The organism is Microcoleus sp. Pol11C2 (assembly GCF_036701505.1).
Taxonomy (GTDB): Bacteria; Cyanobacteriota; Cyanobacteriia; order Cyanobacteriales; family Microcoleaceae; genus Microcoleus.
On sequence record NZ_JAUBQX010000025.1, the window covers coordinates 59,240 to 84,911 of the forward strand.

The window sequence follows — 25,672 nt, forward strand, 5'->3', positions numbered from 1 at the left end:
CTTAACTTGAGGGCAAATCCAGTTTTTGGATAATAAACAGGCTAGAGAAAATAAATTTTCTTTGGCCTGTTTTCACCAATTAATCTGGATTAAATCTGCGTTCATCCGCGTTTATCTGCCGACATCTGCGGTTAAAAATAAAAAAATCTAATTCTTATGACAATTAGATTGCACCTCAATTTCTTCACAAACCAATTCAGCAATTTTTTTAGCCGCCCCCGATTCTCCTCGAACCGCACGCAAACGATCGCCCATTTGTGCTAATTTTTCAGGATGGCTCAAATAGTCGATCGCCAATTGAGCAATTACTTCCGGTTCCAGCTTCCCAATTAACTCCGGCACAATCTCCTCCTGTGCCCAAATATTCGGCCAAGCATAAAGCTTTCCCTTTCCCAATTGCCAGATTAACCAATTAATCGCAGTCGCAAAAGCTGAACCGACTAACGGCAAATTTGCCAGCAATCCCGGCAATCCGTCCCAAGCTTTCATCGCATCCAATTGCTGCGTCGGAATCAAAACAATCATCGGTACAGCTAACGAACCCAATTCGGCAGTATTCGCGCCCACAGTAGTTAAACACAGGCTGCATTCTGATAGCAAATCGTAGGCTGGCGTCTGCGTCCAAAGTTCTACTTGCAAGTTATTTGCTGTCTGCAAAAATGGCCGTTCTGTTAAATGCAGTTCGGCGCTAGCGTTCTCAAATAAATGCAGGCAAGGATTTTGTTTGGGGTCGGCAAAACCTGCTAAAGTTTGCACATCTAAGGTAGGAGCAACGGGAATTACAAAGCGAGTTTCAGGGCGGCTGCGATGGATGGATTGGGCGATCGACAAACATAACGGTACACCTAAAGCTAATTTTGCGGCTTTAGAACCGGGCAACAATCCAATTAATTCTATTTTCCGTAGGGGCGGTGCCCCCGTGCCCGATTTCCCGTTCGCTACTTCGGAAATCAAATCTCCGACAACTGTAAATTTCTTAACATATTTTTCGGGAATTTTAGCAAAAACTTCCGGTTTCATCGCCGCAAACTTATCAATCCAGTGATACCACCGCGCGTCCCATTCAGCATAAATAACAGTGCGATATTTTAGCCTTTTTCCAATCACAACCGTAAAAAATTGATCGCCGCCTAAAAATAAAACAACTCCTGTTTCGTGCCAATCCCAATTTTCAGCAGTTTTGCCCGACAATAAGAATGGAAAAAAATGCTCCGGCGCCTGCACTCTGTCCACTTCTGGGTAGGAACCTGCGATTTGCGCTTCTTTCCCCGTGGCGTGCGGACAGGGGGACAGCACTACAGAGATGCGGGCTTGAGTACCCGCGTTTCCCAATTGCTCGCGCAAAGCTTGCACGGCGGGACGTACCCAAGTTGCCAATTCTCCAGGGCCGTTGGAGAGGATTAAAATATCGACTGTCATAGGATTTAATATTTGAGAGGATACAAGGGAGAATTTATGACAGATTTAATTGATGCCGTCAAGACGGGTGATGTTGCGGCTGTAGAAAGTGCGATCGAACAGCGTGCAGATATCAATGCCAAAGATGAGGAAGGTGCGACTGCTTTGACGACGGCGGCTGAGGCTGGCAATTCGGCGATCGTCAAAAAATTGCTCGCTGCTGGTGCGGATGTCAACAGTCACGACAATGACGGGTGGACGCCGTTAATGAGTGCCGCTGCTGCCGGACATACGGAGATTGTACAGCTTTTGCTGGAGGCGGGGGCGGATGTTAATGCTAAAACTAATTTTGGTTTGACGGCTTTGATGAGTGCTGCAGGTAGCGGGCGCACTCAAGTTGTGGAAGTTTTAATCGATAAAGGAGCTGATATCAAAGCTAAGGATAATAATACTTGGACTGCGTTAATTTGGGCGTCTTCGGAGGGTCACAAAGATACTGTTGAGGTTTTGAAGCTAGCGCGCGATCGCCATTAAAGACTTAGAAACCGGGTTTATTCGAGAAACCCGGTTTCTGGAGGGTACAATCAATTATCGCACTCCCCAGCAGCAATAAGGCAAATCCCCAATAGCTTCGAGATTTCTAGCTAAGTAAAAGTAGATTAGCTCTAGATTCTGGTAATAGATTCAACTTGAGATTTCCGCCACCTTCAATAACTGCGATCGTGTCAAAGCTACTAATTCCCGAACTTCCATCTGGAAAGTAGACGAACAAGCCGTTCGTTTGGATAGCTAAATCTCGATTGTTGTTGATGGGAAATATCAAGAATTTATCTAAAGAAGGTTGGATATCGCTTGTTGCTAGCTGAATGGTATCCTGACCTTGGGTAAAGTTACGAATTGTAGCAAAACCTGGTCCGATATATAACTTTGTTGGGGAACTGTATAGCTTACCACCACCGCCTACTAAAACGTCTCCGAGCATGAATCGATCGTAGCCGCTACCGCCAGTGAGAGTATCGAATTCATTACTGCCCTCACTTTCATAATTTCGGCCGGGGATGGAAAAGCCATCACTGTTTGCAACATAACCTACTTCAACTCCAATTAATTCGGTATTTCCCACCCCAGCACCGGTGATGATGTCATTGCCGGAAGTTCCGATAAAAGTCGCAGAGCGACTTGGATCGCTTTTCCCAAAATTGAAGTAGTGTTCGCGACCGGTTTTCCAGGCTCCAGAGTTGACCAACGGCACAATATCGGGGTTTTTCAGTAAGTATTCCGTTTCAAAAAACGAAGTTCCAAACTGACCGTCTTTGATGCCGAATTCAATGAAATGCTGGTAGCCGTTTTTAAAAGTTCCATTCTGAATAAACGGCTGCAACTGTCGGTTACTTGCGAGATAAAACGCTTCGTCATACTCAGCCGATACGCGAGTGCGACCTTCTTCGTAACCGTATTGGATAAAGTGGTCTAGGCCGGTCGCAAAAGGTGCATTTGGGTTGTTGGGGGTGCGGACTAAGGCAGCGATGTCTGGGTTGCGAGCAAGGTAAGTAGCTTCGTCAAAATAGCGCGATACTTTGGTTAAGCCGCCGGCTTGACCGAATTTTTCAAAGTGTTCTAATCCCGATTTGATGACTCCTGCATCAATGGCTGGTTTGACCCAAGGATATTGAGCAAGGTAGTATTTTTCGTCAAAAATTGCGTAACTAGCCATGTTTTTCGACTGCGGCTTTAATGAGCTGTTTATGCAATTTATCAATCATCAGGAACTGACACAATACCCGATCGGGTGATTTTTTCCAAGTTCCGTAGGGTGCGTTATTAACGCACCTACCCTGTTAATTGAGAAAGAGATAACCGAAGTTCCGGTTATTTAAGGAATAGGTAGAAAGTGTCGTTCCCGTTTTGCTGAGTTGTAGACACGACTAAATCTCCTCCGCCCTCAATCCTACCAATAGTCTCAGATCCTGGGGTTAGGATTAACAACTCGTTACCACCACCACTTGTTCTGTAGATAGCGGGTGAGCCTGCCAACTGGATCTTGTCATTGTCTTTATCAAAGTTCCGAATTGTAACTATACCGGGGATACCCGCATAGAGTGTACGGGATGTGGGATTACCCGAGGTAGCAGGAACTCCGAGTACGAATGTATCCTTCCCAGGGCCACCGATCAGGACATCAGATTCAGACAATCCAAAGCTTTCATACTGCCGATTGCCTTGGGGATCGATACCTACTTCCACTCCAATCAGTTCGGTATTTCCCACACCAACGCCGGTGAGCACATCATTGCCGGAACTTCCGACAAAAGTTGCGGATCGGTTAGGCTCGTTTTTGCCGAAATTGAAGTAGTGTTCCCGACCAGTTTTCAAAGCTCCCGAGTTGACAAACGGCACAATGTCGGGGTTTTCTTTTAAGTATTCCGGTTCAAAAAATGAAGTCCCAAAACGACCGTCTTTGAGTCCGAATTGAATGAAATGCTGGTAGCCTGATTTGAAAGTTCCGTTCTGAACGAATGATCGCAACTCTGAGTTATTTGCCAAATAAAACTCTTCGTTGTACTCAGGCGATACGCGGGTGCGACCTTCTTCGTAGCCAAACTGAATAAACTGGTCTAAACCAGACGCAAAAGGCGCGTTTGGATTGTTTGGGGTGCGAACCAAGGGAGAAATCTCTGGATTTTGAGCTAGATAGGTTTCTTCGTCAAAGTAACGCGATACTTTGGTCAGGCCGCCACCTTGACCGAACTTTTCAAAGTGTTCTCTCCCGGATTTTATAATTCCTGCATCAATAGCAGGTTTCACCCAAGGATATTGCGAAAGGTAGTATGGCTCGTCAAAAATTTCATAATTAGTCATAAGTTTTGCTTCCAGCTTAGTCTGCTTACTTGTCGGTTAAACTTGACCCACTACTAACTCTACTAACTAAGTATGTCAAGTTAATTATTGTTAAGCCGATTGTATTATTTTTATGGCAAACACAACAGCACGATCGCCCATTTTGCGAATGTGCGATCGTACTCCCCAGCAGGCCAATGCCAATCCCGAATAGCTGCGATGTTTCTATCCAATTAATAGGGTCGCAAAAGGCGATTGTGGTAATAGATTCAACTTGAGATTTCCGCCACCTTCAATAACCGCGATCGTGTCAAAGCGACTAACTTGGGTAACTCCATTTTGAAAATCGGTGGGAAAGCCGTTCGTTTGGATAGCTAAATCTCGATTATTGTTGATGGGAACTAGCAAGAATTGCTCTAAATCATACCCTGCTAGCTGGATGCTGTCCTGACCTTGGGTAAAGTTCCTAATTGTAGCAAAACCTGACCCGATGTAGAACTGTGAGACTCCGGCCGGGTTCCCCTTACTGCCTACTAAAGGTGTACCAAGTACAAATGTATCGCGGCCGCTACCGCCAATGAGAGTATCGAATTCATTGCTGGCATCACTTTCATAATTTCGGCCGGAGCCAAAGCCATTACCTGTACCTAAACCTACTTCAACTCCAATTAATTCAACTTTTCCCACCCCGGAACCAGTCAGGATGTCATTGCCGGAAGTTCCGACAAAAGTTGCAGAGCGGCTAGGCTCGTTTTTCCCGAAATTGAAGTAGTGTTCCCGACCTGTTTTCAACGCTCCAGAGTTAACAAACGGCACAATATCGGGGTTTTTCAATAAGTATTCCGTTTCAAAAAATGAAGTCCCAAACTGACCGTCTTTGATGCCGAATTCAATGAAATGCTGGTAGCCGTTTTTAAAAGTTCCATTCTGAATAAACGGCTGTAACTGTCGGTTGTTTGCTACATAAAACGCTTCGTCATACTCAGGCGATACGCGAGTGCGACCTTCTTCGTAACCGTATTGAATAAAGTGGTCTAGCCCGGTTGCAAAAGGGGCGTTTGGGTTGTTGGGAGTGCGGACTAACGCAGCGATATCTGGATTGCCTGTTAGGTAAGTATCTTCGTCAAAATACCGCGATACTTGAGTTAAGCCGCCGGCTTGACCGAATTTTTCAAAGTGTTCTCTTCCTGATTTGATAACTCCTGCATCAATGGCCGGTTTGACCCAAGGATATTGAGCAAGGTAGTATGGTTCGTCAAAAATTGCGTAGTTAGCCATGTTTTTTTCGGGCGGCTTTAATGAGCTGTTTATGCAATTTATCAATCATCAGGAACTGACACAATACCCGATCGGGTGATTTTTTCCAAGTGTCAAATCTCACTTAAGCTCTATCGTTTCTAGCCGAGGAAAGTAAGACTGACTGGAGGACTAAACGGATTTATCATCCCAATCGGTTGCAGAGTTAGATTTGATCCGCCCTGAATTCTGGCAAGTGTATCTCCCGATTTTTGAATTAATAAGTCCGCCCCTGATGGAAATATACTCAGTTCATTAAAGCTTTCCACCAACTGAATAAAATCTTTTCCTTTTTCAAAATTGACAATCCTGGCCTCCCCACTGCCCGTATAGAAATCTACCCGGCTGATCAAACTACGTCGGTTGTTGGGAACAGCATCTCCGAGCACGAAGTAATCAATGCCAGAAGTGCCAATCAATGTATCGAATTCAGTGGTAGTCAGGAAAGGCTCTCTCGTGATGTCATCCAATTTCAAAGCGTCATACTTATTCTTATTAATGCCAAAAGGTGGACTTGGGCCGGCGAAAGCTACTTGCAGTCCGATAATTTGATTTTTTCCCGCTGTAAATCCCGTGACGATATCATTACCGTTGGTTCCTGTAAAAAATCCGTATCGATTTGACTCAAATTGCCCAAATTTTAGATAGTGTTCTCGACCAGTTTTTAAACTTCCAGTCTCCACAACTGCCGCCACATCTGGGTTATCTCCCAAGTAACGTGGTTCAAAGAAACTTGTCCCGTACCTACCTTCTGTTTTTCCGAATTGGATAAAGTGTTGACAGCCGGATTTAAAAGTTCCGTTCTGTATGAATGGAGTTATTTCCGGGTGGCGCTTTAAATAAAAAACTTCGTCGTAGTCAGGCGATACTCGCGTGCGGCCTTCTTCGTAACCAAACTGGATAAAGTGGTCTAAACCTGAAGCAAAGGGTCGGTTTTGGTTGTTGGCGGTGCAAACAAATGGTGCAATATCTTGATTTTGAGCTAGATATGTATCTTCTTCAAAATACCGCGATATTTTTGTGAGGCCGGCGGCTTGACCAAATTTTTCAAAGTGTTCTCTTCCAGATTTGATGATTCCTATATCAATGGCTGGTTTCAGCCACGGATATGAAGTAAGGTAGTATTGTTCGTCAAAAATTGCGTAACTAGCCATGTTTTTCTCCTGCGGCTTTAATGAGGTATTTATGCAATTTCTCAATAATCCTGAACTGAGACAATACCCGATCGGGTGATTTTACCCAAAAGTCAAATCTCACTTAAGCTCTATGCTTTCTAGCCGAGGAAAGTGAGACAGACTGGATCGCTAAATGGATTTGTCATCCCAATCTGTGGCAGATTTAGAGTTGCTCGGCCTTGACTTGTGGCAATTGTATTTACCGAGTGTTTAATTAATAAATCTCCACATGATGGACTAAGGCAAACCATCCCTAGCTGCGATATTTCTACCCAAGAAAAGATCTGATAACACCAGATTCTGGTAATAGATTTAAATTGAGATTGCCGCCATTTTCAATAACAGCGATTGTGTCAAAGCGACTAGCTAGGAAAACTCCATTTTCAACTGCGGGAAAGCCATTCGTTTGGATAGCTAAGTCTCGATTATTGTTGATTGGAAACACTAATAATTGATCGAAGGGAATCCCTATCTGGATGATATCCTGGCCTTGAGTAAAGTTCCGAATTGTAGCAAAACCTGCGCCAATGTAGAACTGTCTGGATGAGAGGGTTCCTCCCCTGAAGCCAACAATATCACCAAGCACGAATTTATCGCGGCCGCTACCGCCAGTGAGAGTATCGAATTCATTGCTGCCGTCACTTTCATATCGTCGTATGCCGTTAGGGGCTTCTACGTCAACTCCAATTAATTCCACATTCCCCGCCCCGAAACCGGTGAGGATGTCATTACCAGAAGTTCCCACAAAAGTCGCAGAGCGGCTTGGCTCAAATTGTCCAAACTTGAAGTAGTGTTCCCGACCAGTTTTCAAGGTTCCAGATTCGACAAACTGCCGAATGTCGGGATTGTTCCCTAAGTATCCCTGTTCCAAGAAAGAAGTAGGCAACCGACCGTCTTTGACCCCGAATTGAATGAAATGCTGGTAGCCATTTTTAAAGGTTCCATTCTGAATAAACGGCTGCAAATCTTGGTTAGTTCCTACATAAAAACCTTCGTCATACTCAGGCGATACGCGAGTGCGACCCTCTTCATAACCGTATTGGATAAAGTGGTCTAGTCCGGTCGCAAAAGGCGCGTTTGGATTGTTGGGAGTGCGGACAAAGGGTTTAAGGTCTGGATTTCCATCAAGGTAAGTATCTTCATCAAAATACCGGGATATTTTCGTGAGGCCGGCGGCTTGACCAAATTTTTCAAAGTGTTGTCTTCCAGATTTGATTATGCCTGCATCAATGGCTGGTTTCAGCCACGGATATTGCGAAAGGTAGTATTGTTCGTCGAAGATATCGTAATTCATAGTTTGCTATTTAAAGTAAAGTGCGATCGTACTTTTTTATAGAACCATCGCCCACCGCCAATAAAAAATCATTAGTCATTAGTCATTAGCTAATGACTAATGACTAATGACTAATGACCAATCAGCAATGACCAATGACCAATGACTATCCAATCAAGAAAGTACCATTACCGTTAGATTCTTGGAAAGTTAAACCCAAGCTTGCTCCTCCTTCAATCACGCCGAGCACATCTCCAAAACGTTGGATTGACAAATTGCTACCAATGGGAGTCAGGCTGTAGCCGTTTAAAGAAGTTCCTTGCAGTTGGATAAAATCGCTTTCTATGTCGAAGTTGCGAATCGTAGCTTGACCGTTACCTAAATACAGCGGTGTCGAGATGACATTCCCGGCTGTAGCAGGAACTCCGAGTACGAATGTATTAGTTCCCGGGGCGCCAATCAGGACATCGAATTCATTGGTGCCAAAGCTTTCATACTGCCGGTTGCCTTGGGGATCTATACCTACTTCCACTCCCACAAGTTCGACATCCCCCACGCCAACACCAGTTAAAATATCGTTGGTACGGGTGCCGACAAAAGTCGCGTCGCGGGCAGGCTCAAATTGTCCAAAATTGAAGAAGTGTTCCCGACCCGTTCTCAAGTTTCCAGAGTTGACAAACGGCACGATGTCGGGGTTTTCTTTTAAGTATTCCGGTTCAAAAAATGAAGTCCCAAACCGACCTTCTTTGGATCCGAATTGAATGAAATGGTCGAAGCCGGATTTGAAAGTTCCGTTTTGAATAAACGGTTGAAGTTCAGAGTTGTTTGCTAAATAAAAGGTTTCGTTGTATTCGGGTGATACTTGGGTGCGGCGCTGTCCTTCATCGTAACCGAACTGGATAAAGTGATCGAGGCCAGTCGCAAAAGGCGCGTTTGGGTTGACTGTGCGGACGAAGGGTGCGAGGTCTGGATTCCCAGCAAGGTAAGCATTTTCGTCAAAATAACGCGAGACTTTAGTTAGACCGCCTTCTCGCCCGAATTTTTCAAAGTGTTCTCTCCCAGATGAGATGACTCCTGCGTCAATGGCTGGTTTGACCCAAGGATAGGAGGCGAGGTAGAATTGTTCGTCGAAAATTGCGTAGTTAGCCATGTTTTCCCCCTAAAGTTTTGATGAGTTTGAGATTCTATAGCAATTAGTTTTCCATCAACTCGATCGCCGATCAGGAATTTACACAAAACAGACGTTACGAAATGGTTTTAAATTCCTGCTAAAATGTCAATTTTGATGACGCAACAATTATCGCAAGGCTACATTCTGCTTTCAGAAATTATGCCTTTTTCCCCTCAGTTAATTGCTCGATCGCCAGTTTGATAAATTATACAAAACTTGGAACTTTTTTCAGGATTTTTTTCTCAATTGTTGGTTAATTTTTAATTATTTTTATCCAACTCATTAATCCTATTCACAAAATTAATAATATGTCAAGTAAATTTTTGTAAATAAAAAGTGGAGTATTTGCTCAAGGAATTTATAAAAAAATGTAACGAAAATTTGACGTAAATTTGTCGAATTGTGTCATGTGCAGGCTCAAATCGCCTAATGGCAAGCGTTTTCTGGTAAAAATGCTTATGGGATAAAAAAATTCCCGATTCCCGAAAACAGCATCTTAAAGGAGCCTAACCGGATGTTCACTCACGTCAAGCCCACCATTCGCCACGTCGTGCCGGAAAACTTGCAGGGGCGATCGCTCATGAAGGTGGTCTATGTCGTACTGGAACCGCAGTATCAAAGCGCCCTGTCGGCAGCGGTTCGATCGATAAACAAGAAAAATCCGAATCTGGCAATAGAAATCAGCGGCTACCTGATCGAGGAACTCCGCAGCCCGGAAAATTACGAGGCCTTCAAGCGGGATGTGGCGGATGCCAATGTATTTATTGCTTCTCTAATTTTCATTGAAGATTTGGCCGAAAAAGTGGTAGCGGCGGTGGAACCGCTGCGCGACAGCTTGGATGTCGCCGTCGTCTTCCCATCGATGCCAGGGGTGATGCGACTCAATAAAATGGGCAGTTTCTCGATGGCACAGTTGGGACAAAGCAAAAGTGCGATCGGCGAATTCATGAAAAAACGGAAGGAAAAATCCGGGAGTTCCTTCCAAGACGGAATGCTGAAACTGCTGCAAACTTTGCCGAAAGTGCTGAAATATTTGCCCATCGACAAAGCCCAAGATGCGCGCAACTTCATGCTGAGTTTCCAGTATTGGCTGGGGGGTTCCCAAGAAAACTTGGAAAACTTCTTGCTGATGCTGTCACATAAATATGTATTCAAAGGTCAGGAACAGCTAACTTTTCAAGAGCCCGTTGTCTACCCGGATATGGGAATTTGGCATCCTTTGGCACCGTCCATGTTTGAGGATGTAAAAGGATACCTCACCTGGTACAACGCCCGCAAAGATATTTCGGCAGACCTCAAAGACCCTCTCGCACCTTGCATCGGCTTGGTGTTGCAGCGGACTCACTTAGTCACGGGAGATGACGCGCACTATGTAGCAATGGTGCAGGAATTGGAGGCAATGGGGGCGCGGGTGGTGCCGATTTTTGCCGGCGGTTTGGACTTCTCGAAACCAGTCGAAACTTTCTTCTTGGAAGTTGGAACCAAAGGTGTTGCGCCGCTGCCCATAGTTGATGCGGTCGTTTCTCTGACTGGTTTTGCTTTGGTGGGCGGCCCGGCGAAACAAGATCACCCAAAGGCGATCGAGACTTTGAAAAAATTAAATTGCCCTTACATGGTGGCTTTGCCGCTGGTTTTCCAAACGACGGAAGAGTGGGAAAATAGCGATTTAGGCTTGCACCCGATTCAAGTTGCTTTGCAAATTGCCATTCCCGAGTTGGATGGCGCGATCGAACCGATTATATTGTCGGGAAGAGATGGCGCAACTGGCAAGGCGATCGCCCTGCAAGATAGAATCGAAGCAATTTCCCAGCGCGCCATGAAATGGGCAATGCTGCGCCGCAAACCAAAATTAGATAAAAAAGTTGCGATCACAGTTTTCAGTTTCCCGCCGGACAAAGGCAACGTCGGAACAGCCGCTTATTTGGACGTTTTCGGCTCGATTTACCAAGTATTGAAAGCCTTAAAAGGCAACGGTTACGACTTGCCAGAACTGCCGGAGTCCGCAGAAAAACTGATGCAAGAAGTCATCCACGACGCAACAGCCCAATACCAAAGCCCGGAATTAAATGTTGCTTACCGGATGTCGGTAGCTGAATACGAAGAATTCACTCCTTACTCGGAACGCTTGCAAGAAAATTGGGGCCCGCCTCCGGGACATTTGAACAGCGACGGACAAAATTTGCTGATTTTCGGCAAACATTTCGGCAATGTGTTTATCGGAGTGCAACCTACTTTTGGATACGAAGGCGATCCGATGCGGTTGTTATTCTCTCGTTCCGCCAGCCCCCACCACGGTTTTGCTGCTTACTATACATATTTGGAGCGCATTTGGGGTGCGGATGCGGTGCTGCACTTTGGCACTCACGGTTCGCTAGAATTCATGCCCGGTAAGCAGATGGGAATGTCTGGGGAATGTTATCCCGACAGTTTGATCGGCAAAATTCCCAATATCTATTATTACGCCGCCAACAATCCCAGCGAGGCAACAATTGCCAAGCGCCGCAGTTATGCTGAAACAATCAGCTATCTGACTCCTCCGGCTGAAAATGCTGGTTTGTACAAAGGTTTGCAGGAACTCAGCGAGTTAATTGCTTCTTATCAAACTTTGAAAGAGACTGGGCGCGGTGTGCCGATTGTTGACGCGATCGTTGAAAAATGCCGTTTGGTGAATTTAGACAAGGATATCGCCCTACCTCCCGAACAAGAAAGAGGGGTTGCTGCGGGAATGACTTCGGAGGAACGGGACAATTTAGTTGGCTTGGTTTACCGCAAGTTAATGGAGATTGAGTCGCGGTTGTTACCTTGCGGTTTGCACGTTATCGGTAAGCCACCGACTGCGGAAGAGGCGATCGCAACTTTGGTGAATATCGCCAATTTAGACCGCGAAGAAGATGGACTCATCAGCTTGCCGCGGATTATTGCTAACAGTCTCGGACGCGATATCGGCGAAATTTACACCAATAGCGACAAAGGCATTTTAACTGATGTCGAATTGCTGCAAAACATCACCTTGGCCTGTCGGGATGCCGTTGGCGCTTTGGTGAAGGAACAAACCGACGCTGAGGGCCGAGTTTCCCTTGTTTCTAAGTTGAATTTCTTCAACATGGGCAAGAAAACACCTTGGATTGAAGCCTTGCACGCCGCAGGTTACAAAAAAATCGATCCAGAACCGATTAAACCGCTGTTTGAGTATCTGGAATTCTGCTTGCAGCAAGTTTGTGCCGACAACGAATTAGGCGCTTTGTTGCGCGCGTTAGAAGGCGAGTATGTTCTGCCTGGCCCCGGTGGCGATCCGATTCGCAACCCGGATGTTTTGCCGACTGGCAAGAATATGCACGCTTTGGACCCGCAGTCAATCCCTACAACGGGGGCGGTTAAGTCTGCTAAGCTTGTAGTCGATCGGCTGTTAGAAAGACAGCGCGTTGATAACGGCGGAAATTACCCAGAAACGATCGCCGTTGTGTTGTGGGGAACCGACAACATCAAGACTTACGGCGAATCCCTCGCCCAAGTAATGTGGATGGTGGGAGTGAAGCCAGTTCCCGACGCATTGGGCCGGGTCAACAAACTCGAATTGCTTTCTTTAGAAGAGTTGGGACGCCCTCGGATCGACGTAGTAATTAACTGTTCTGGCGTATTCCGCGACTTGTTCATCAACCAAATGAACCTGTTAGATAAAGCCGTGAAAATGGCAGCGGAAGCCGACGAACCCTTAGAAATGAACTTCGTCCGCAAACACGCCCTGAAGCAAGCGGAAGAAATGGGAATCAACCTGCGACAAGCAGCAACCCGGGTATTTTCTAATGCCTCTGGTTCCTATTCATCTAACATCAACTTGGCGGTGGAAAACAGCACTTGGGAAAGCGAAGCCGAGTTGCAGGAAATGTACTTAACTCGCAAATCCTTCGCCTTTTCTTCCGACAATCCGGGAACAATGGAACAAGACCGGAAAATTTTTGAATCATCCTTGAAAACTGCGGAAGTCACCTTCCAGAACTTGGATTCTGCGGAGATTTCCCTAACTGACGTGTCGCACTATTTCGACTCCGATCCGACTAAATTGATCGGCAGTTTGCGCGCAGATGGGAAGAAACCAGCATCCTTTGTTGCTGATACAACCACAGCGAACGCGCAGGTGCGGACGCTATCAGAAACCGTGCGTTTAGATTCGCGCACAAAGCTGCTGAATCCGAAGTGGTACGAGGGGATGTTGTCGCACGGTTATGAAGGCGTGCGGGAGATTTCTAAGCGTCTGGTGAATACGACTGGATGGAGTGCGACGGCGGGCGCTGTGGATAATTGGGTGTATGAGGATGTCAACACTACGTTTATCCAAGATGAGGAGATGCAAAAGCGTTTGCTGAATCTGAATCCTCATTCTTTCCGCAAGATTGTCAGCACTTTGTTGGAAGTGAATGGCCGGGGTTATTGGGAGACTTCGGAGAACAATTTGGACAGGTTGCGTGAACTTTATCAGGAGGTGGAAGACCGGATTGAGGGGGTAGAATAGGATAGTTTGGGGCAGGCTTTTGGGCCTGCCCATCTTCCCAACTATAAAAGAGGCACTATGAAAGCGCTAATCTAACGAGCCTAAAAGCCTGATTAGGTAAAGCTTTTCGGTCTACTGCAGCACTTAAAGTACAGAACATGGGTTATAATATAGGTAGGCGTCTTGCCTAACTCGTAATTATCAATCAAAGCGGTAACTACATATGTCTAGAAAGAAATTATCTAAGGAGAGTAATAACCCTGACCAATTAGAGCTATTTGATTTATCTAAGTTTGATGTTAAAAATAATTCAACCTCGGTTGAAGTGGTACAATCTACCCCTCAAACAGATACCGAATCCTACATGAAAGCCGTAGATGAGTCTATAAATGATACTAATACATCAGTTTCCTCGAATGAGATAGATAAAAATAAAATTTCAGAATCTGGTAATACAACAGAAGCTGCTTTCAATAGATTGCCCGATGAAATTTTAGAATTAATTATACCGGAAACTTATGAGGAAACCCTACAACAAGAAGTTAATCAACAAAAAATATCTCAAAACTTAGCCCTTATGGCACAGTTTATTACGCCTGTTATCGAATTTGAAGAAAAGATTATTCAAGTAGTCAGTCAAATAAAACTATCGGGTTATCTATTATTTTTGTACGGTATTTCAGGAGTGGGAAAATCAACTTTCATAAGTTCCTTGGAATGGCGTTCACATATTCCTATTAAAAAAATCCACTCCATTAATGCTAGAAAATTACCTTCTGATAATTCTGATGTCAAACTTAAAGAATTATTAAAACGTATTAATGAAGTAACAGAAACTTTTTTTCAAGAAACTAATAATCGACCAGAACAAGAAAAGTTTTGCATAGTCATTGATTATTTAGAAAATTTACAAGACGAAGATGAAAAAAATGTTAGAGCTTTTTTTCGTGATTTAAATGGACTATTTCGTGAATATCCTATTCTAATTATTTGGCCAGTAACAGATAAGCAAGATTTAGAAACTATGCAAGATTTTGCCAAAAGTTTTTCTAGTACAATGTTTCATCAAAAAATACCTACTCTTGAGTTTACCGGACCACCCATAGAAGAATATCCAACTATTGCTAAGAACACAATTGCATTTTTTAACCAAGGAAGAACTTGTTACGATTTTCAATTAAATGATGAGGATTTTAATAACATTATTAAGAATAAATATGAAGAAAAACCAAAAGATAGACTTATTATCAGGGAATATTTAAGAGAAATAAGAGATCTTTCGCGAGATAGAACACAATATACACAACAGTTGATGCAGACTGTCCCTAAACCGACAGAAGTTTGGTTTATATTTTCTTACCCTGAAGCAGAAAGTGTTGTAGCTCAATTTGCTAAACAGTCTGATAACATTAACGAAATGTGGAACGCAAATTACAATGCGCTTTTCACTTATATTAAGGAAAATAATCAAAGAAAAGCTGATTGGAAACCTGGTCGTCTTACTCTCGCACTTAATGGCATATTAACAACAAAAATTATGTACTTGCCAACAAATGCTTTAGTGAGTTGCATCGCTGCCTATTCTAAAGAAGCAAAAATTCCTATTTCTAAAGAAGACTTTCTTCAAGAATATGGTGTTCTTAATCATTGGTTTGCCAAAAGAAATGCTAAAAATACATTATCTACTACTCCTTTATATTTGCAATTATTAAGTCGCCCTATCACCGCTGGAAAACGTAAAAGTGGTACTGTAGAAAAGGGATTAACAAATGCTACAATACCTTTTCAGAAAATCAATAAAGATATAGTCAATAACAAAATCAGCGATAGCCTGTTAAATAAAAGCCTATATTTAGCTCTACAAGATTTATATCAAGAATCAAATTTATCATTTAGCTGTGAGAAACCCCACCCAAATTTACCAAATATTAGACCTGATATATTAGTAAATGCTAAAAATGAGAAATATATTGCCCTAGAGTTTTGTTATACCGTTAATGATACTCCTGGCCATTTAGCAGGCTACGTTTTAAGCAAATTGAATACCTACATGAAGCAATTAGAACAAAGTTTTGGCTTTGAGAGTAATTTTCGATGAGTATTTCGACTACAGAGAAACGTGGCTTAGATAAGAGAGGACAGCGATCGCCCTTTTCTTCCCAAAGTACGATCGCCCTTATCTTCCCCAAAGTACGATCGCCCTTATTTTACCCAAGTACGATCGCCCTTATCTTCCCCAAAGTGCGATCGCCCTTATTTTCCTATCAGCCGATCGTACTCTGCGTGCGTGCGTACCAATCCAAAACCACAAAATACCTATTTCAATTTCTACACCCAACGCCAGATAAGTCTATCCAGCCCTTACATACCAATACTTACCAACCTTCTTAAAATGCAGAGAAGGATGAGACGGATCTGCCTTCAGCAACTCATAACACTGATCTGCTGTAGCTTGTACATTTGATGGCAAAGCATTGTAACAATCCCAAAATTTTCGAGTAGTGTAGTGCATTAAATCTCTCGATAGTTACCACTTTCAAAATCAGCGATCGCTTCTGCTGCTAAAGCATCCAGTTTACCCTCAGCAATATCTTTCTCTAGCTGGACATCCCATCGTTTGTAATCCAAATTTAGAAACCACTCTAACAACTCTCCTATCTGGTTCGGCGGAAGTTGGAGAATCGCATTTTCTATCTGTTCAATAGTCAACATAGGGTGTCTTAAGTTACACGAAATTTAGTTAATTTTTTTTGCTTGCTCTATATTATCTCTCAATTGGGAATTATGGGAAAAGCGATCGCCCTTTTCTTCGCACAGTACGATCGCCCTTTTCTGTCCAAAGTGCGATCGCTCCTCTTTCTTAAGCCTCAAATGGGTTAATTAGTGTGAGCTCAGCAATCCACCGAAAATCCCTTACATTTCTTGTCACCAAAGTTCTGTCATGTACCAAAGCTGTTGCCGCAATAATAGCATCCCCAAGTGTCATTCTCCTCATCTGTCGCAACAGCACTGCGCGATCGAGTATAGCGTTAGAAATTGGTAGAACCTCCACCACAGCAAAGAATTCCTCAAAGTACAATCTATACTCTTCAGTTAGCCGATGATCACCCAAGAGTTCAACGTAACTTATTGCAGATACAACTATGTCATTTTCGCCAAGAAAATGCCTAATCTGCGAGTTTTCTGGCTGGGAAGCGTAGATAATAATATCACTGTCTAGCAGCATTCATTATTCATCCCTACCTGGAAGTGGACGGTCTTGACGCAAATCTCGCTGCCATTCCACTGGATCGCTAATATCAGCAAAGACATTATTTGCTGCAAGTTTTTCCAATATTTCAACTATTCTCTGACGGCGAAACTCCCCACTTAAAGTCGATCGCTCTTCTTGTAAAGTAACGTAAACTCTGACAGGGCGATCGCCTTGTCTGGGAACCTCATTAGCCCATTCTAAAACGTTTCCCTTCAATATAGCCTCAAATATTCGCTGCATCGCTAATATCAAATATTCTTTATCTCTACTCTTCTAACCCTTTTGAGCATTAAAGCTACTTGTTGGATTATACCAGATAGTCTGAAATTTTGCTCCTGCGGCCCTGATTTTTCCTGCATGGCGATCGCCCTCAACTTCCCCTGCATGGAAATTTAGTTTTGAGGAAGGTTGGCAGTAACTTTAATGCTATCACCTACGCTTCAAGCTCAGCACACTGAGAAAAAAGCTCGACAAAACCATCTGCAAACCGACAGTCAGGCAAGTGAGCGAGGGAATAACCAAACGCAGAGTTTTAGAAGGGTCGAGAGAACCGAAAGCTGTTTTGCTCCAGATAGTTAATGATAAGAACGAGCCAACTATTCCGATTAAAATCAGCGTGACTCCGACAATCAATCCTGTCTCTAGGGTGACATAGCGAAATATTTTGTTGAGTTTGGGGTCTTCGGGCAGAAATTTCTCGCTGATGGCGAAAATTTTGGTGAAAAAAGCGAAAGTTACTGCTTGAAAACCGATGATAATTGCGATCGCAGCATACAGCAGCGTGTGTACATCAAAGCTAATACTACCAATCTTTTGAGTACCAGGTAATAGCCAGATGCCCACAATTAGACCCCAAATTATCAGCGCCACACCCGGATACAAAAACAGCCACCGAGGACTGTAAAGCAGCAAAAAACGGAGGTGCCGCCAGCCATCTCGCCAAGTTCGCAAGTGCGGCGGCCGGCTGCGACCGTCGGGAGAAAGTACGGTGGGGACTTCAGCGATTCGCAGCTTGTACAGAGAAGCTTTGACGACCATTTCGCTCGCAAATTCCATCCCCGTTGTTTGCAAGTCGAGTTTCAAAATTGAGTCTCTCCTGAAACCCCTGAGTCCGCAGTGAAAGTCGCCGACTGGACTCGCGAAAAATAACTGCCCAACCCACGTCAGCACCGGATTTCCTAAATATTTGTGCAGCGGCGGCATTGCACCCGGTTTGATGCCCCCTTGAAATCGGTTTCCCATTACTAAGTCGAAACCTTCTCGCAATTTGTTGACAAAAGCACCGAGGTTGGAAAAATTGTAGCTGTCGTCAGCATCGCCCATGATAATATAAACTCCGCGCGCTGCGATGATGCCTCCCATCAGGGCGCTGCCGTAGCCTTTTGCTGCTACGGGCACAACTCTCGCTCCCATTCTGGTAGCGATATCTTGAGAACCGTCAGTGCTGCCGTTGTCTGCTATGATGACCTCGCCTGCAATATCAAGTTCGCGCAGCGAGCTCAGTGCTTTCTGTATGCAGATTTCTAAAGTTTCTGCTTCGTTCAGACAAGGCATGAGTATCGATAGTTCTAGAGTATATTCTCCGCTTGGGTTGGTCTTTTCTGCCATATATTTGTTCCACTCTCGATCGCGATCGACCATACTTGATTTTCCCGTATCTCTGCTTAAAATAGTAGTGGTGAATAAAACCTAACAAAACTTAATTAAAGTTTTTCAGGTTTTTGGGAACGGCAATTTTTGATTGTACTATAGGTTAGTAAATTTATGAGTAGAAGCGTTTTTATGTTATTGCTTGCTGCAATATTGTGCGGCGTCGCAGGTCAATTTAGTCTGAAGGCAGGAGCTAAAATATTAGGGCCCATTGGCGCTGCTAATTTAATAGAAAAAATTATAGCAATGGCTACTCAGCCGTTGATAGTAGGTGGTCTTTCTTTGTATGCAATTTCTTCGATCGGCTTTATTGTAGTTTTGTCGCGGGCAAACCTTAGCATAGTCTCGCCTTTACTGTCAATTAGTTACCTATTTACTGTTTTAGGTGGCAAACTGATATTTCACGAGCCTTTGCCGCCGCTGCGGTTAGTAGGCGTGGCGCTAATTATGACGGGAGTAATTTTTGTACTCAGAGGTCAAGCAGGGGGAGTGACTGGAGGCAACTAGCGCTCGCTTTTGATATTGATGTTTGAGTCCTGAGTTGATAAATTAAGCTAAAGGGTGCGTCCAAGTATTACCTTATGAATCGATACCGAACTCACAATTATGAATTATTATCTTCTTTCTTTTGCATGGGGAATTTGCATTCTTGTATCCCTGATTGGCTGGGGTGGAGCGGTCAACCGCATCCTTTTTCCCGATTACAGAGTTGACTGGGGGCAAAGAGCCGCTTGGGGGATAGCTTGGAGTGTTATATTTGGGGGTTTATTAAATGTGACATGGACTATTTCACAAGCAACTATTTTAATATATATATGCTTGGGCGCACTTTACGGAATAATAGATGCCTGGGGCAATAAAACTTCGATCGCCGACGATCTGAATCGGTTAATTAATGCTTTCAAAGAAAATATTTTTTTTGCGATCGGGACTGTTATCGCTTGCCTTATGACTGCTGTGCAATACAGTGGTTCGGTTTCTTGGCATAAATTTAATCTTCACGATGACTACCACGCCTATTTTGTATTTCCCCATAAAATGCTTCAAATAGGTTCTCTTGGTTCCGATCCTTTCAGCGAAAGAAGACTGGTATCTGCACTGGGAGGACAATCATTCTTGCATACGTTCAGTCTGAGCGTGTTGGATGAAAGAAGTTTATATCTTATCGATCCCGGCTGCGCCTTAATCATAATGATAGGGCTAATTATCGGATACTGTCAGCAAAAAAAGATTTCAAAAAACTCGACACTAATGATTGTGTTCGGCTTTTTATCAATAAGCCGCGTTCCTCATATAAATATAACGGGTATATTAATTGCGGTATGTCTTTTCTTGAGCTTATTTAGAGTTTTTGAGGGGGAGCACCTCAAAGGAACAAATATCGAAAGTAATGCTGCGATTATAGGATTGCTTGCAGCCGCCATCTGCGCTTTAAAAAGCACATTTATTCCCCCGTGTATTATTTTATTCACTTGTAGTTATTTTTTTTATATCCTTGGAAGCCACATAAAGCGTAAAGCAATTTACGAATTTTGTTTGGCTAGTATTTTATTGGCTATGTTTATTTTACCCTGGTCGATATCACTATATCAGTCATCAGGGACTTTACTATATCCCATATTTGGTAGAGGTTTTCATGGTTCTGTATACGGAGGATCGGTCAAGCTTCCTAACAGTGAAATTCCCCCAAACCTAGCAATTCAACTCACGCTGTATGCAATTTTAACAATTATTTCTATACCGACTGTGTTGGCAATTAGATTTGGGATAATTGGTCTCGGTAAAAAGCCAATTTTTCGGGAAGCAACCCTCTCTATTTTTATTGGTGCAGTCACGGGAAATGCGGTGATATTATTTTCTACAGGAGGGTCAGATATCTACCGCTATTCATATCCGCTATTAGTAGTGATGTTCGTCATATTAATCTCAGTTTTGGGGGAAAATATCCCGCCAAATAACTTAAATATAAAAATTAAAAAAAATGCCTTTAGCGGAGCACTAATTTTGGCTTTCTTAGTAGCACTCGGTTTTCAGAGTTACAAGAATTTGGGAAAATTTCAAAACCCCCTAGATAGAATATCTCGGCGGTTAAATAATCTACCTTTAGTGATACCACAAGAGCGCGATAAATATGCAAGAATGCTAGATTCGGTTCCGGAAAAAGAAATAGTTTTAACAAGACTTGACAAACCTTTTTTAATGAATTTTAGGAAACATACAATCTGGATTGCCGACTACCCAGGCGGGGCTAGCCTTCCGCCCGGTATGCCTTCATTTAAAGGAGAAGAAAAGCTAGCAGATTATCTAATTTCAAAATCGATTAAATATGTTGCATATTCTTACGCTAATGAAGCGAATTTTCCTAAGAAATCTTTACAAGTTAGACTCAGCCCCAAATGGCCTTTCTGGCTACGAAACCAGGCCTTGAACACTTTTGAATTTCAAGATAGCTTACAAAAACTTGGCGAAAGTCGCAAGCGGATTTATGATGATGGAGAAAATTTTGTAATTGATTTGTCAAGGAATAAAAACCAGTAGTGACATCAGTTTGATTTTTAGCAATTAAAATAGATGAGCAAACATCAATTATTGAGCGATCGCACCGCAGTTCTTGCTACCATGCACCAAAAAGAACGGGTAATGGCTCCCATTTTGGAACGAGAATTGGGTGTAAATATCCTAGTACCTGCGGAGCTTGACACTGACACTTTCGGCACATTCACCCGAGAAGTTAAACGCTTAGGAACACAAATAGAAGCTGCTCGCCATAAAGCACAAAAAGCCCTAGAAATTGCGGGCGAAACTCTTGCCTTTGCCAGCGAAGGTACTTTCGGCCCTCACCCAATGATGCCGTATCTGCCAGCTAACAGAGAAATAGTAATTTTATTAGATCGAGCCAACAATCTAGAACTCATCGGCGACTCTTTGTCTGTTGAAACTAACTACAGTCACGAGTTAGTTTCCAGTATAGAAGAAGCAGATGATTTTGCTAAAAAAGCTGGATTTCCCGAACACGCGCTGGTGGTTATAGTTGGCGACGCTGCACTCGGTAACGGCGAAATTGTCAAGGGCATTAGGACAGAAAAACAACTTTTTGACGCTGTGACAGCAGGCTTAAAAAAATCGTCAACCGGCCGAGTTCATATCGAAACAGATATGCGGGCGATGTACAATCCAACTCGGATGAAAAACATCGAAAATTCAACTCTCGATTTAGTTAAAAAATTTAAGCAATTCTGCCCGGAGTGCGGTTGGCCGGGATTCGATATTGCTGAGATGAAAATCGGATTGCCCTGCGAACTTTGCTATTTTCCGACTCAGCTAGCGCGATCGGCAATCTATAAATGCAAAAAGTGCGGTTATACTAAAGAAAAACTATTTCCCGACGGTCGAGAGACTGCCGATCCTTCTCTTTGTCAATATTGCAACCCTTAGAAAAATAATTGCACAAAAATAGTAAAGTTTGTCACAATATTATTGATAGTTCCTTAATTAAATTTACTAATGATAGCCATAGAAACAGAACGCAACTGGAAACCCGTTATTAAAGAATTCGAGGCTGTAGTCGGCAAAAATGGTGTCGTGCAGCGCCGCGAAGAATTGATTGTCTACGAGTGCGACGGACTCGCCAGCTACCGCCAGCGCCCCGCCATGGTGGTATTGCCTCGAACTACCGAGGAAGTGGCGCAAGTGGTCAAAATATGCGATCGCAACTCAATTCCCTGGGTTGCTAGAGGCGCAGGCACCGGCCTTTCCGGCGGCGCTTTGCCCATAGAAAACTGCGTGCTGATTGTCACAGCCCTGATGCGAAAAATCCTGAAAGTAGACTTAGAAAATCAGCAAGTAGTAGTGCAACCGGGAGTAATTAATAACTGGGTAACGCAAGCAGTTAGCGGCGCCGGTTTCTACTACGCGCCAGATCCTTCCAGTCAAATTGTTTGTTCGATTGGCGGCAACGTTGCCGAAAATTCTGGTGGGGTTCACTGCCTCAAATACGGAGTCACAACGAATCACGTTTTAGGATTAAAATTGGTACTTCCCGACGGTTCTATTGTCGATGTCGGTGGCGAAATTCCCGAAATGCCCGGTTACGATTTAACTGGTGTATTTGTCGGTTCCGAAGGCACTTTAGGAATCGCCACAGAAGTTACTCTCCGAATTCTCAAAGCGCCGGAATCGATTTGCGTTCTCCTAGCGGATTTTTCCAGTATAGAATCAGCGGGCGAATCGGTTTCCGATATTATCAGCGCTGGCATTATTCCCGGCGGCATGGAAATTATGGACAACATCAGCATCAATGCTGTGGAAGATGTGGTGGCAACTGGATGTTATCCCCGCGATGCGGCGGCAATTCTACTCGTAGAAATCGACGGTTTAGAAGTGGAAGTTGCCACAAACAAACAGCGGATTGCCGATATTTGCAAGCATAACGGAGCGCGAAATATCACGACCGCAAGCGACCCGGAAACGCGCCTAAAAATTTGGAAAGGGCGGAAAGCTGCTTTTGCGGCGGCAGGTCATCTCAGCCCGGATTATTACGTGCAAGACGGCGTAATTCCGCGAACACAAATGGCTTATGTTTTGAAAGAAATTGAGGGGTTGAGCGAGAAATACGGTTATCGGATTGCTAATGTATTTCACGCGGGAGACGGGAATTTGCACCCGCTGATTCTGTACGATAACTCGGTAAAAGGTGCGCTGGAAAAGGTGGAAGAATTGGGCGGAGAAATTCTCAGGCTTTGCGTGAAAGTTGGGGGAAGTCTTTCGGGGGAACACGGCATCGGTGCTGACAAGAAGTGTTTTATGCCGGATATGTTTTCCGAGATAGATTTGGAGACGATGCAGTGGGTACGTCAGGTGTTTAATCCGAAAGGTTTGGCGAATCCTGGGAAGATGTTTCCGACGCCGAAGACTTGCGGGGAAGCGGCGAGGGCTAAGGTTGAAACTTTTAAGAAGTTGGAGGGTGCAGAGGTTTTTTAATTAGTTATTTATGCGGGTAAGGTGAGCAGAAAAGCACCTGACAATTATCTCTACAATGGGGAGGCAAAGCCTCTAAGTATGCGTTCCCAGCCAGAGTCGGGTAACGAGAAAAAACGATTTTTCTCGTTTTTTAGGAGTGCGAACGTCCCGCTCGCTTATTTGCCTGTATATCAAGTTGGTAAAGCGCGGATTGCCCATTCTGCGCTAAGGTGCGATCGGAATTTTGATAGTAAATGCCGTGCCCTTGCCCAATTCCGAAGTACAATATAATTCGCCTTTGTGCCTTTCTACAATAATTTGATAGCTAATTGACAAACCCATTCCCGTGCCTTTACCAATGGGCTTGGTAGTAAAAAATGTATCGAAGATCTGCTGTTTGACTTGCTCAGTTATTCCCGGGCCGTTGTCGGCAATTTTAATTTCTACAAAATTGCCTACCACTTCCGTACCAATCCTAATCTGGCTAGGATTTTCTAGTATTTCTTGACAATTTTTCCTATTGTTCGCATCTTCTAAAGCATCGATCGCATTGCTGAGAATATTCATAAAAACTTGATTTATCGGCCCAGCAAAACACTCAACAGTCGGCAATTCTCCGTATTGTTTTACAATTTGAATTGGCGGCTTTTCTCCCTTCCCTTTCAAACGGTGATTGAGAATTAACAGCGTGCTGTCAATACCTTCGTGGAGGTTAACGGGTTTCATCTGTGAATCGTCATGGCGCGAAAAGTTCCGCAGCGACTGCACAATCTGGCAAATCCGCTCGACACCAACGCTCATTGAAGACAGTATTTTAGGTAAATCTTCAGCTAAAAAATCGAGTTCATTTTCTTCTCTTTGCTGTTGAATTTCCGCGACTGGATCCGGATAATGCTTTTGGTAAAGTTCGACGTGATGAAACAAGTCTTGAGTATAATTTGTGAGATGAGTGAGATTGCCGTAAATGAAGCTGACTGGGTTGTTAATTTCGTGAGCGACGCCGGCAAGTAGCAAGCCCAAACTAGACATTTTTTCGCTTTGAACTAATTGGGAATTAGTGGCTTTGAGCTGGTTAAGTGTGGCTGCTAGTTGAGCGGCTTGTTCTCTACTTTGTGCTTCGGAAATATGCAAGGCTTCTTCAGCTTGTTTGCGCTCAGTAATGTCTCTCTGTACGCCAATAAAATGAGTTAATTTGCCCAGTCGATCGCGCACGGGAGATATTGAGAAACAATTCCAGAAAACGGTTCCGTCTTTGCGGTAATTCTTTAATATTACCTTGCATTCGCTTTCTGTTTGCAAGGCTTGGCGAATTATTTCTACTGCCGCCGGATCGGTATCGCTTCCGTGCAAAAATCGGCAGTTTTTTCCGATAATTTCCTGCCGCCGATAACCTGTCATGCTTTCAAATGCGGGATTGCAATAAATAATTGGATTTTCGGGGTCAGTGGCGTCAGAAATCGTAAATCCGGTGCTAGTAGCTGCTATAGCTCGATCGTACAACCAAAGCATTTCTTCTGCGCGCTTGCGATCGGTAATGTCCCGCAGCGTAGCTAAATAAGCCATTTCTCCATCCCATTCCGTTTCCACCACCCGCATTTCTACTACAGCATTTGCTTTTTGCTTGCGAATAGCTTCAACTTCTGTTTGCACGACGCGAGTTCCTGGCGCTTCTGTTTTTCCAACTTGGGGAATAATATCCGTCGCCATCTCAAGGTCGCAAGCTGAAACTTCTACTACTAAATTGCCAAAAAATGCTTGACCTAGAAGTTCCTCTGCCGTGCAGTTAAACAGCGCTTCTGCTGACGGGTTGGCAAAACAAATAAGTCCTAGCTTGTTGACGATTGCGATGCCGTCGGCATTTTTTTCTATCACATTCCGAAACCGAGATTCGCTAGCTTTCAAATCCTGCTTTAGCTGTTCCATTGCTCGCTCCATCTGCTGCAATTCACACAGGCTAAGACTATAAGCTTCGGAAATATTTGCCTCAGTCGAAGTCTCGGCTCTTTTTTTTGTTATCTGTTTGTAGCCTGTTCTATTGGTCAGATTTGGAGCAGTTTTTTTGTTGTTCCTGCTAATATTACTGACTTTATTTTCTGGCTCGGCTTCTTGAAAAAACATATTTCTACCCTACCCAATTATTTTTGACATTAACGTATTGCGATCGCCCAAT

At 43.8% G+C, this 25,672-nt stretch carries 20 protein-coding genes; 8 read left to right on the forward strand and 12 right to left on the reverse strand.

Annotated elements, in window-relative coordinates:
- Positions 1 to 147 precede the first annotated feature (147 nt).
- Positions 148 to 1,419, reverse strand: coding sequence for a lipid-A-disaccharide synthase (locus QUA42_RS16050; RefSeq protein ID WP_333138140.1), 1,272 nt, complete (start codon positions 1,417 to 1,419; stop codon positions 148 to 150).
- 36 nt (positions 1,420 to 1,455) lie between these two features.
- Here QUA42_RS16050 and QUA42_RS16055 point away from each other — a divergent pair, with 36 nt between their 5' ends.
- Positions 1,456 to 1,932 (forward strand): ankyrin repeat domain-containing protein, encoded by a 477-nt coding sequence (locus QUA42_RS16055; protein ID WP_333138141.1) that lies wholly within the window; start codon positions 1,456 to 1,458, stop codon positions 1,930 to 1,932.
- 106 nt (positions 1,933 to 2,038) lie between these two features.
- Here the strand turns inward: QUA42_RS16055 and QUA42_RS16060 are convergent, their stop codons facing one another.
- From QUA42_RS16060 to QUA42_RS16085, 6 genes are all read right to left on the reverse strand, one after another.
- Entirely contained in the window at positions 2,039 to 3,112 is a 1,074-nt protein-coding gene (locus tag QUA42_RS16060; RefSeq protein ID WP_333138142.1) for a calcium-binding protein, read from the reverse strand.
- Positions 3,113 to 3,267: 155 nt separating this feature from the next.
- A complete protein-coding gene (locus tag QUA42_RS16065; RefSeq protein WP_333138143.1) occupies positions 3,268 to 4,257 on the reverse strand; it encodes a calcium-binding protein in 990 nt (329 codons plus the stop codon).
- Positions 4,258 to 4,461: 204 nt separating this feature from the next.
- On the reverse strand, positions 4,462 to 5,514 hold the full coding sequence (locus QUA42_RS16070; RefSeq protein WP_333138144.1) for a calcium-binding protein: 1,053 nt from the start codon (positions 5,512 to 5,514) through the stop codon (positions 4,462 to 4,464).
- Between the two features lie 119 nt (positions 5,515 to 5,633).
- On the reverse strand, positions 5,634 to 6,686 hold the full coding sequence (locus QUA42_RS16075) for a calcium-binding protein (protein ID WP_333138145.1): 1,053 nt from the start codon (positions 6,684 to 6,686) through the stop codon (positions 5,634 to 5,636).
- 289 nt (positions 6,687 to 6,975) lie between these two features.
- Complete coding sequence (locus QUA42_RS16080; protein WP_333138146.1) at positions 6,976 to 8,001, reverse strand: calcium-binding protein; 1,026 nt, start codon at positions 7,999 to 8,001, stop codon at positions 6,976 to 6,978.
- 145 nt (positions 8,002 to 8,146) lie between these two features.
- Complete coding sequence (locus QUA42_RS16085) at positions 8,147 to 9,130, reverse strand: calcium-binding protein (protein WP_333138147.1); 984 nt, start codon at positions 9,128 to 9,130, stop codon at positions 8,147 to 8,149.
- Between the two features lie 535 nt (positions 9,131 to 9,665).
- On the opposite strand from QUA42_RS16085, the gene QUA42_RS16090 reads away from it, so the two are divergent.
- From QUA42_RS16090 to QUA42_RS16100, 3 genes are all read left to right on the forward strand, one after another.
- Complete coding sequence (locus QUA42_RS16090) at positions 9,666 to 13,661, forward strand: magnesium chelatase subunit H (protein WP_333138148.1); 3,996 nt, start codon at positions 9,666 to 9,668, stop codon at positions 13,659 to 13,661.
- A gap of 202 nt (positions 13,662 to 13,863) precedes the next feature.
- Positions 13,864 to 15,738, forward strand: a complete 1,875-nt coding sequence (locus tag QUA42_RS16095; RefSeq protein WP_333067713.1) for an ATP-binding protein — start codon at positions 13,864 to 13,866, stop codon at positions 15,736 to 15,738.
- The gene (locus QUA42_RS16100; protein ID WP_333067712.1) at positions 15,735 to 16,031 is read left to right on the forward strand and encodes a hypothetical protein; all 297 of its coding nucleotides are present in this window, start codon (positions 15,735 to 15,737) and stop codon (positions 16,029 to 16,031) included. The genes QUA42_RS16095 and QUA42_RS16100 overlap by 4 nt, the downstream gene beginning before the upstream one ends.
- Positions 16,032 to 16,151: 120 nt before the next feature.
- Here the strand turns inward: QUA42_RS16100 and QUA42_RS16105 are convergent, their stop codons facing one another.
- The 4 genes from QUA42_RS16105 to QUA42_RS16120 form a co-directional block, all read right to left on the reverse strand.
- A complete protein-coding gene (locus QUA42_RS16105) occupies positions 16,152 to 16,352 on the reverse strand; it encodes a hypothetical protein (protein ID WP_333067711.1) in 201 nt (66 codons plus the stop codon).
- Between the two features lie 148 nt (positions 16,353 to 16,500).
- Positions 16,501 to 16,866 carry a type II toxin-antitoxin system VapC family toxin gene (locus tag QUA42_RS16110; protein WP_333067709.1) on the reverse strand — a complete coding sequence of 122 codons (366 nt, stop codon included), beginning with the start codon at positions 16,864 to 16,866 and terminating at the stop codon, positions 16,501 to 16,503.
- Between the two features lie 3 nt (positions 16,867 to 16,869).
- Positions 16,870 to 17,133 (reverse strand): hypothetical protein, encoded by a 264-nt coding sequence (locus QUA42_RS16115; RefSeq protein WP_333067708.1) that lies wholly within the window; start codon positions 17,131 to 17,133, stop codon positions 16,870 to 16,872.
- A gap of 189 nt (positions 17,134 to 17,322) precedes the next feature.
- Positions 17,323 to 18,534 (reverse strand): glycosyltransferase family 2 protein, encoded by a 1,212-nt coding sequence (locus QUA42_RS16120; protein ID WP_333138149.1) that lies wholly within the window; start codon positions 18,532 to 18,534, stop codon positions 17,323 to 17,325.
- 123 nt (positions 18,535 to 18,657) lie between these two features.
- On the opposite strand from QUA42_RS16120, the gene QUA42_RS16125 reads away from it, so the two are divergent.
- The 4 genes from QUA42_RS16125 (at position 18,658) to glcD (ending at position 23,523) form a co-directional block, all read left to right on the forward strand.
- A complete protein-coding gene (locus QUA42_RS16125; protein ID WP_333138150.1) occupies positions 18,658 to 19,050 on the forward strand; it encodes a transporter in 393 nt (130 codons plus the stop codon).
- 99 nt (positions 19,051 to 19,149) lie between these two features.
- Complete coding sequence (locus QUA42_RS16130; protein ID WP_333138151.1) at positions 19,150 to 21,081, forward strand: hypothetical protein; 1,932 nt, start codon at positions 19,150 to 19,152, stop codon at positions 21,079 to 21,081.
- A 33-nt stretch (positions 21,082 to 21,114) separates the two neighbouring features.
- On the forward strand, positions 21,115 to 21,978 hold the full coding sequence (locus QUA42_RS16135; protein ID WP_333138152.1) for a DUF6671 family protein: 864 nt from the start codon (positions 21,115 to 21,117) through the stop codon (positions 21,976 to 21,978).
- A 69-nt stretch (positions 21,979 to 22,047) separates the two neighbouring features.
- Positions 22,048 to 23,523 (forward strand): glycolate oxidase subunit GlcD, encoded by a 1,476-nt coding sequence (glcD, locus tag QUA42_RS16140; RefSeq protein ID WP_333138153.1) that lies wholly within the window; start codon positions 22,048 to 22,050, stop codon positions 23,521 to 23,523.
- A gap of 204 nt (positions 23,524 to 23,727) precedes the next feature.
- Here glcD and QUA42_RS16145 read toward each other — a convergent pair whose 3' ends face one another.
- Positions 23,728 to 25,620, reverse strand: coding sequence for a PAS domain S-box protein (locus tag QUA42_RS16145; RefSeq protein WP_333138154.1), 1,893 nt, complete (start codon positions 25,618 to 25,620; stop codon positions 23,728 to 23,730).
- Positions 25,621 to 25,672: the final 52 nt, after the last annotated feature.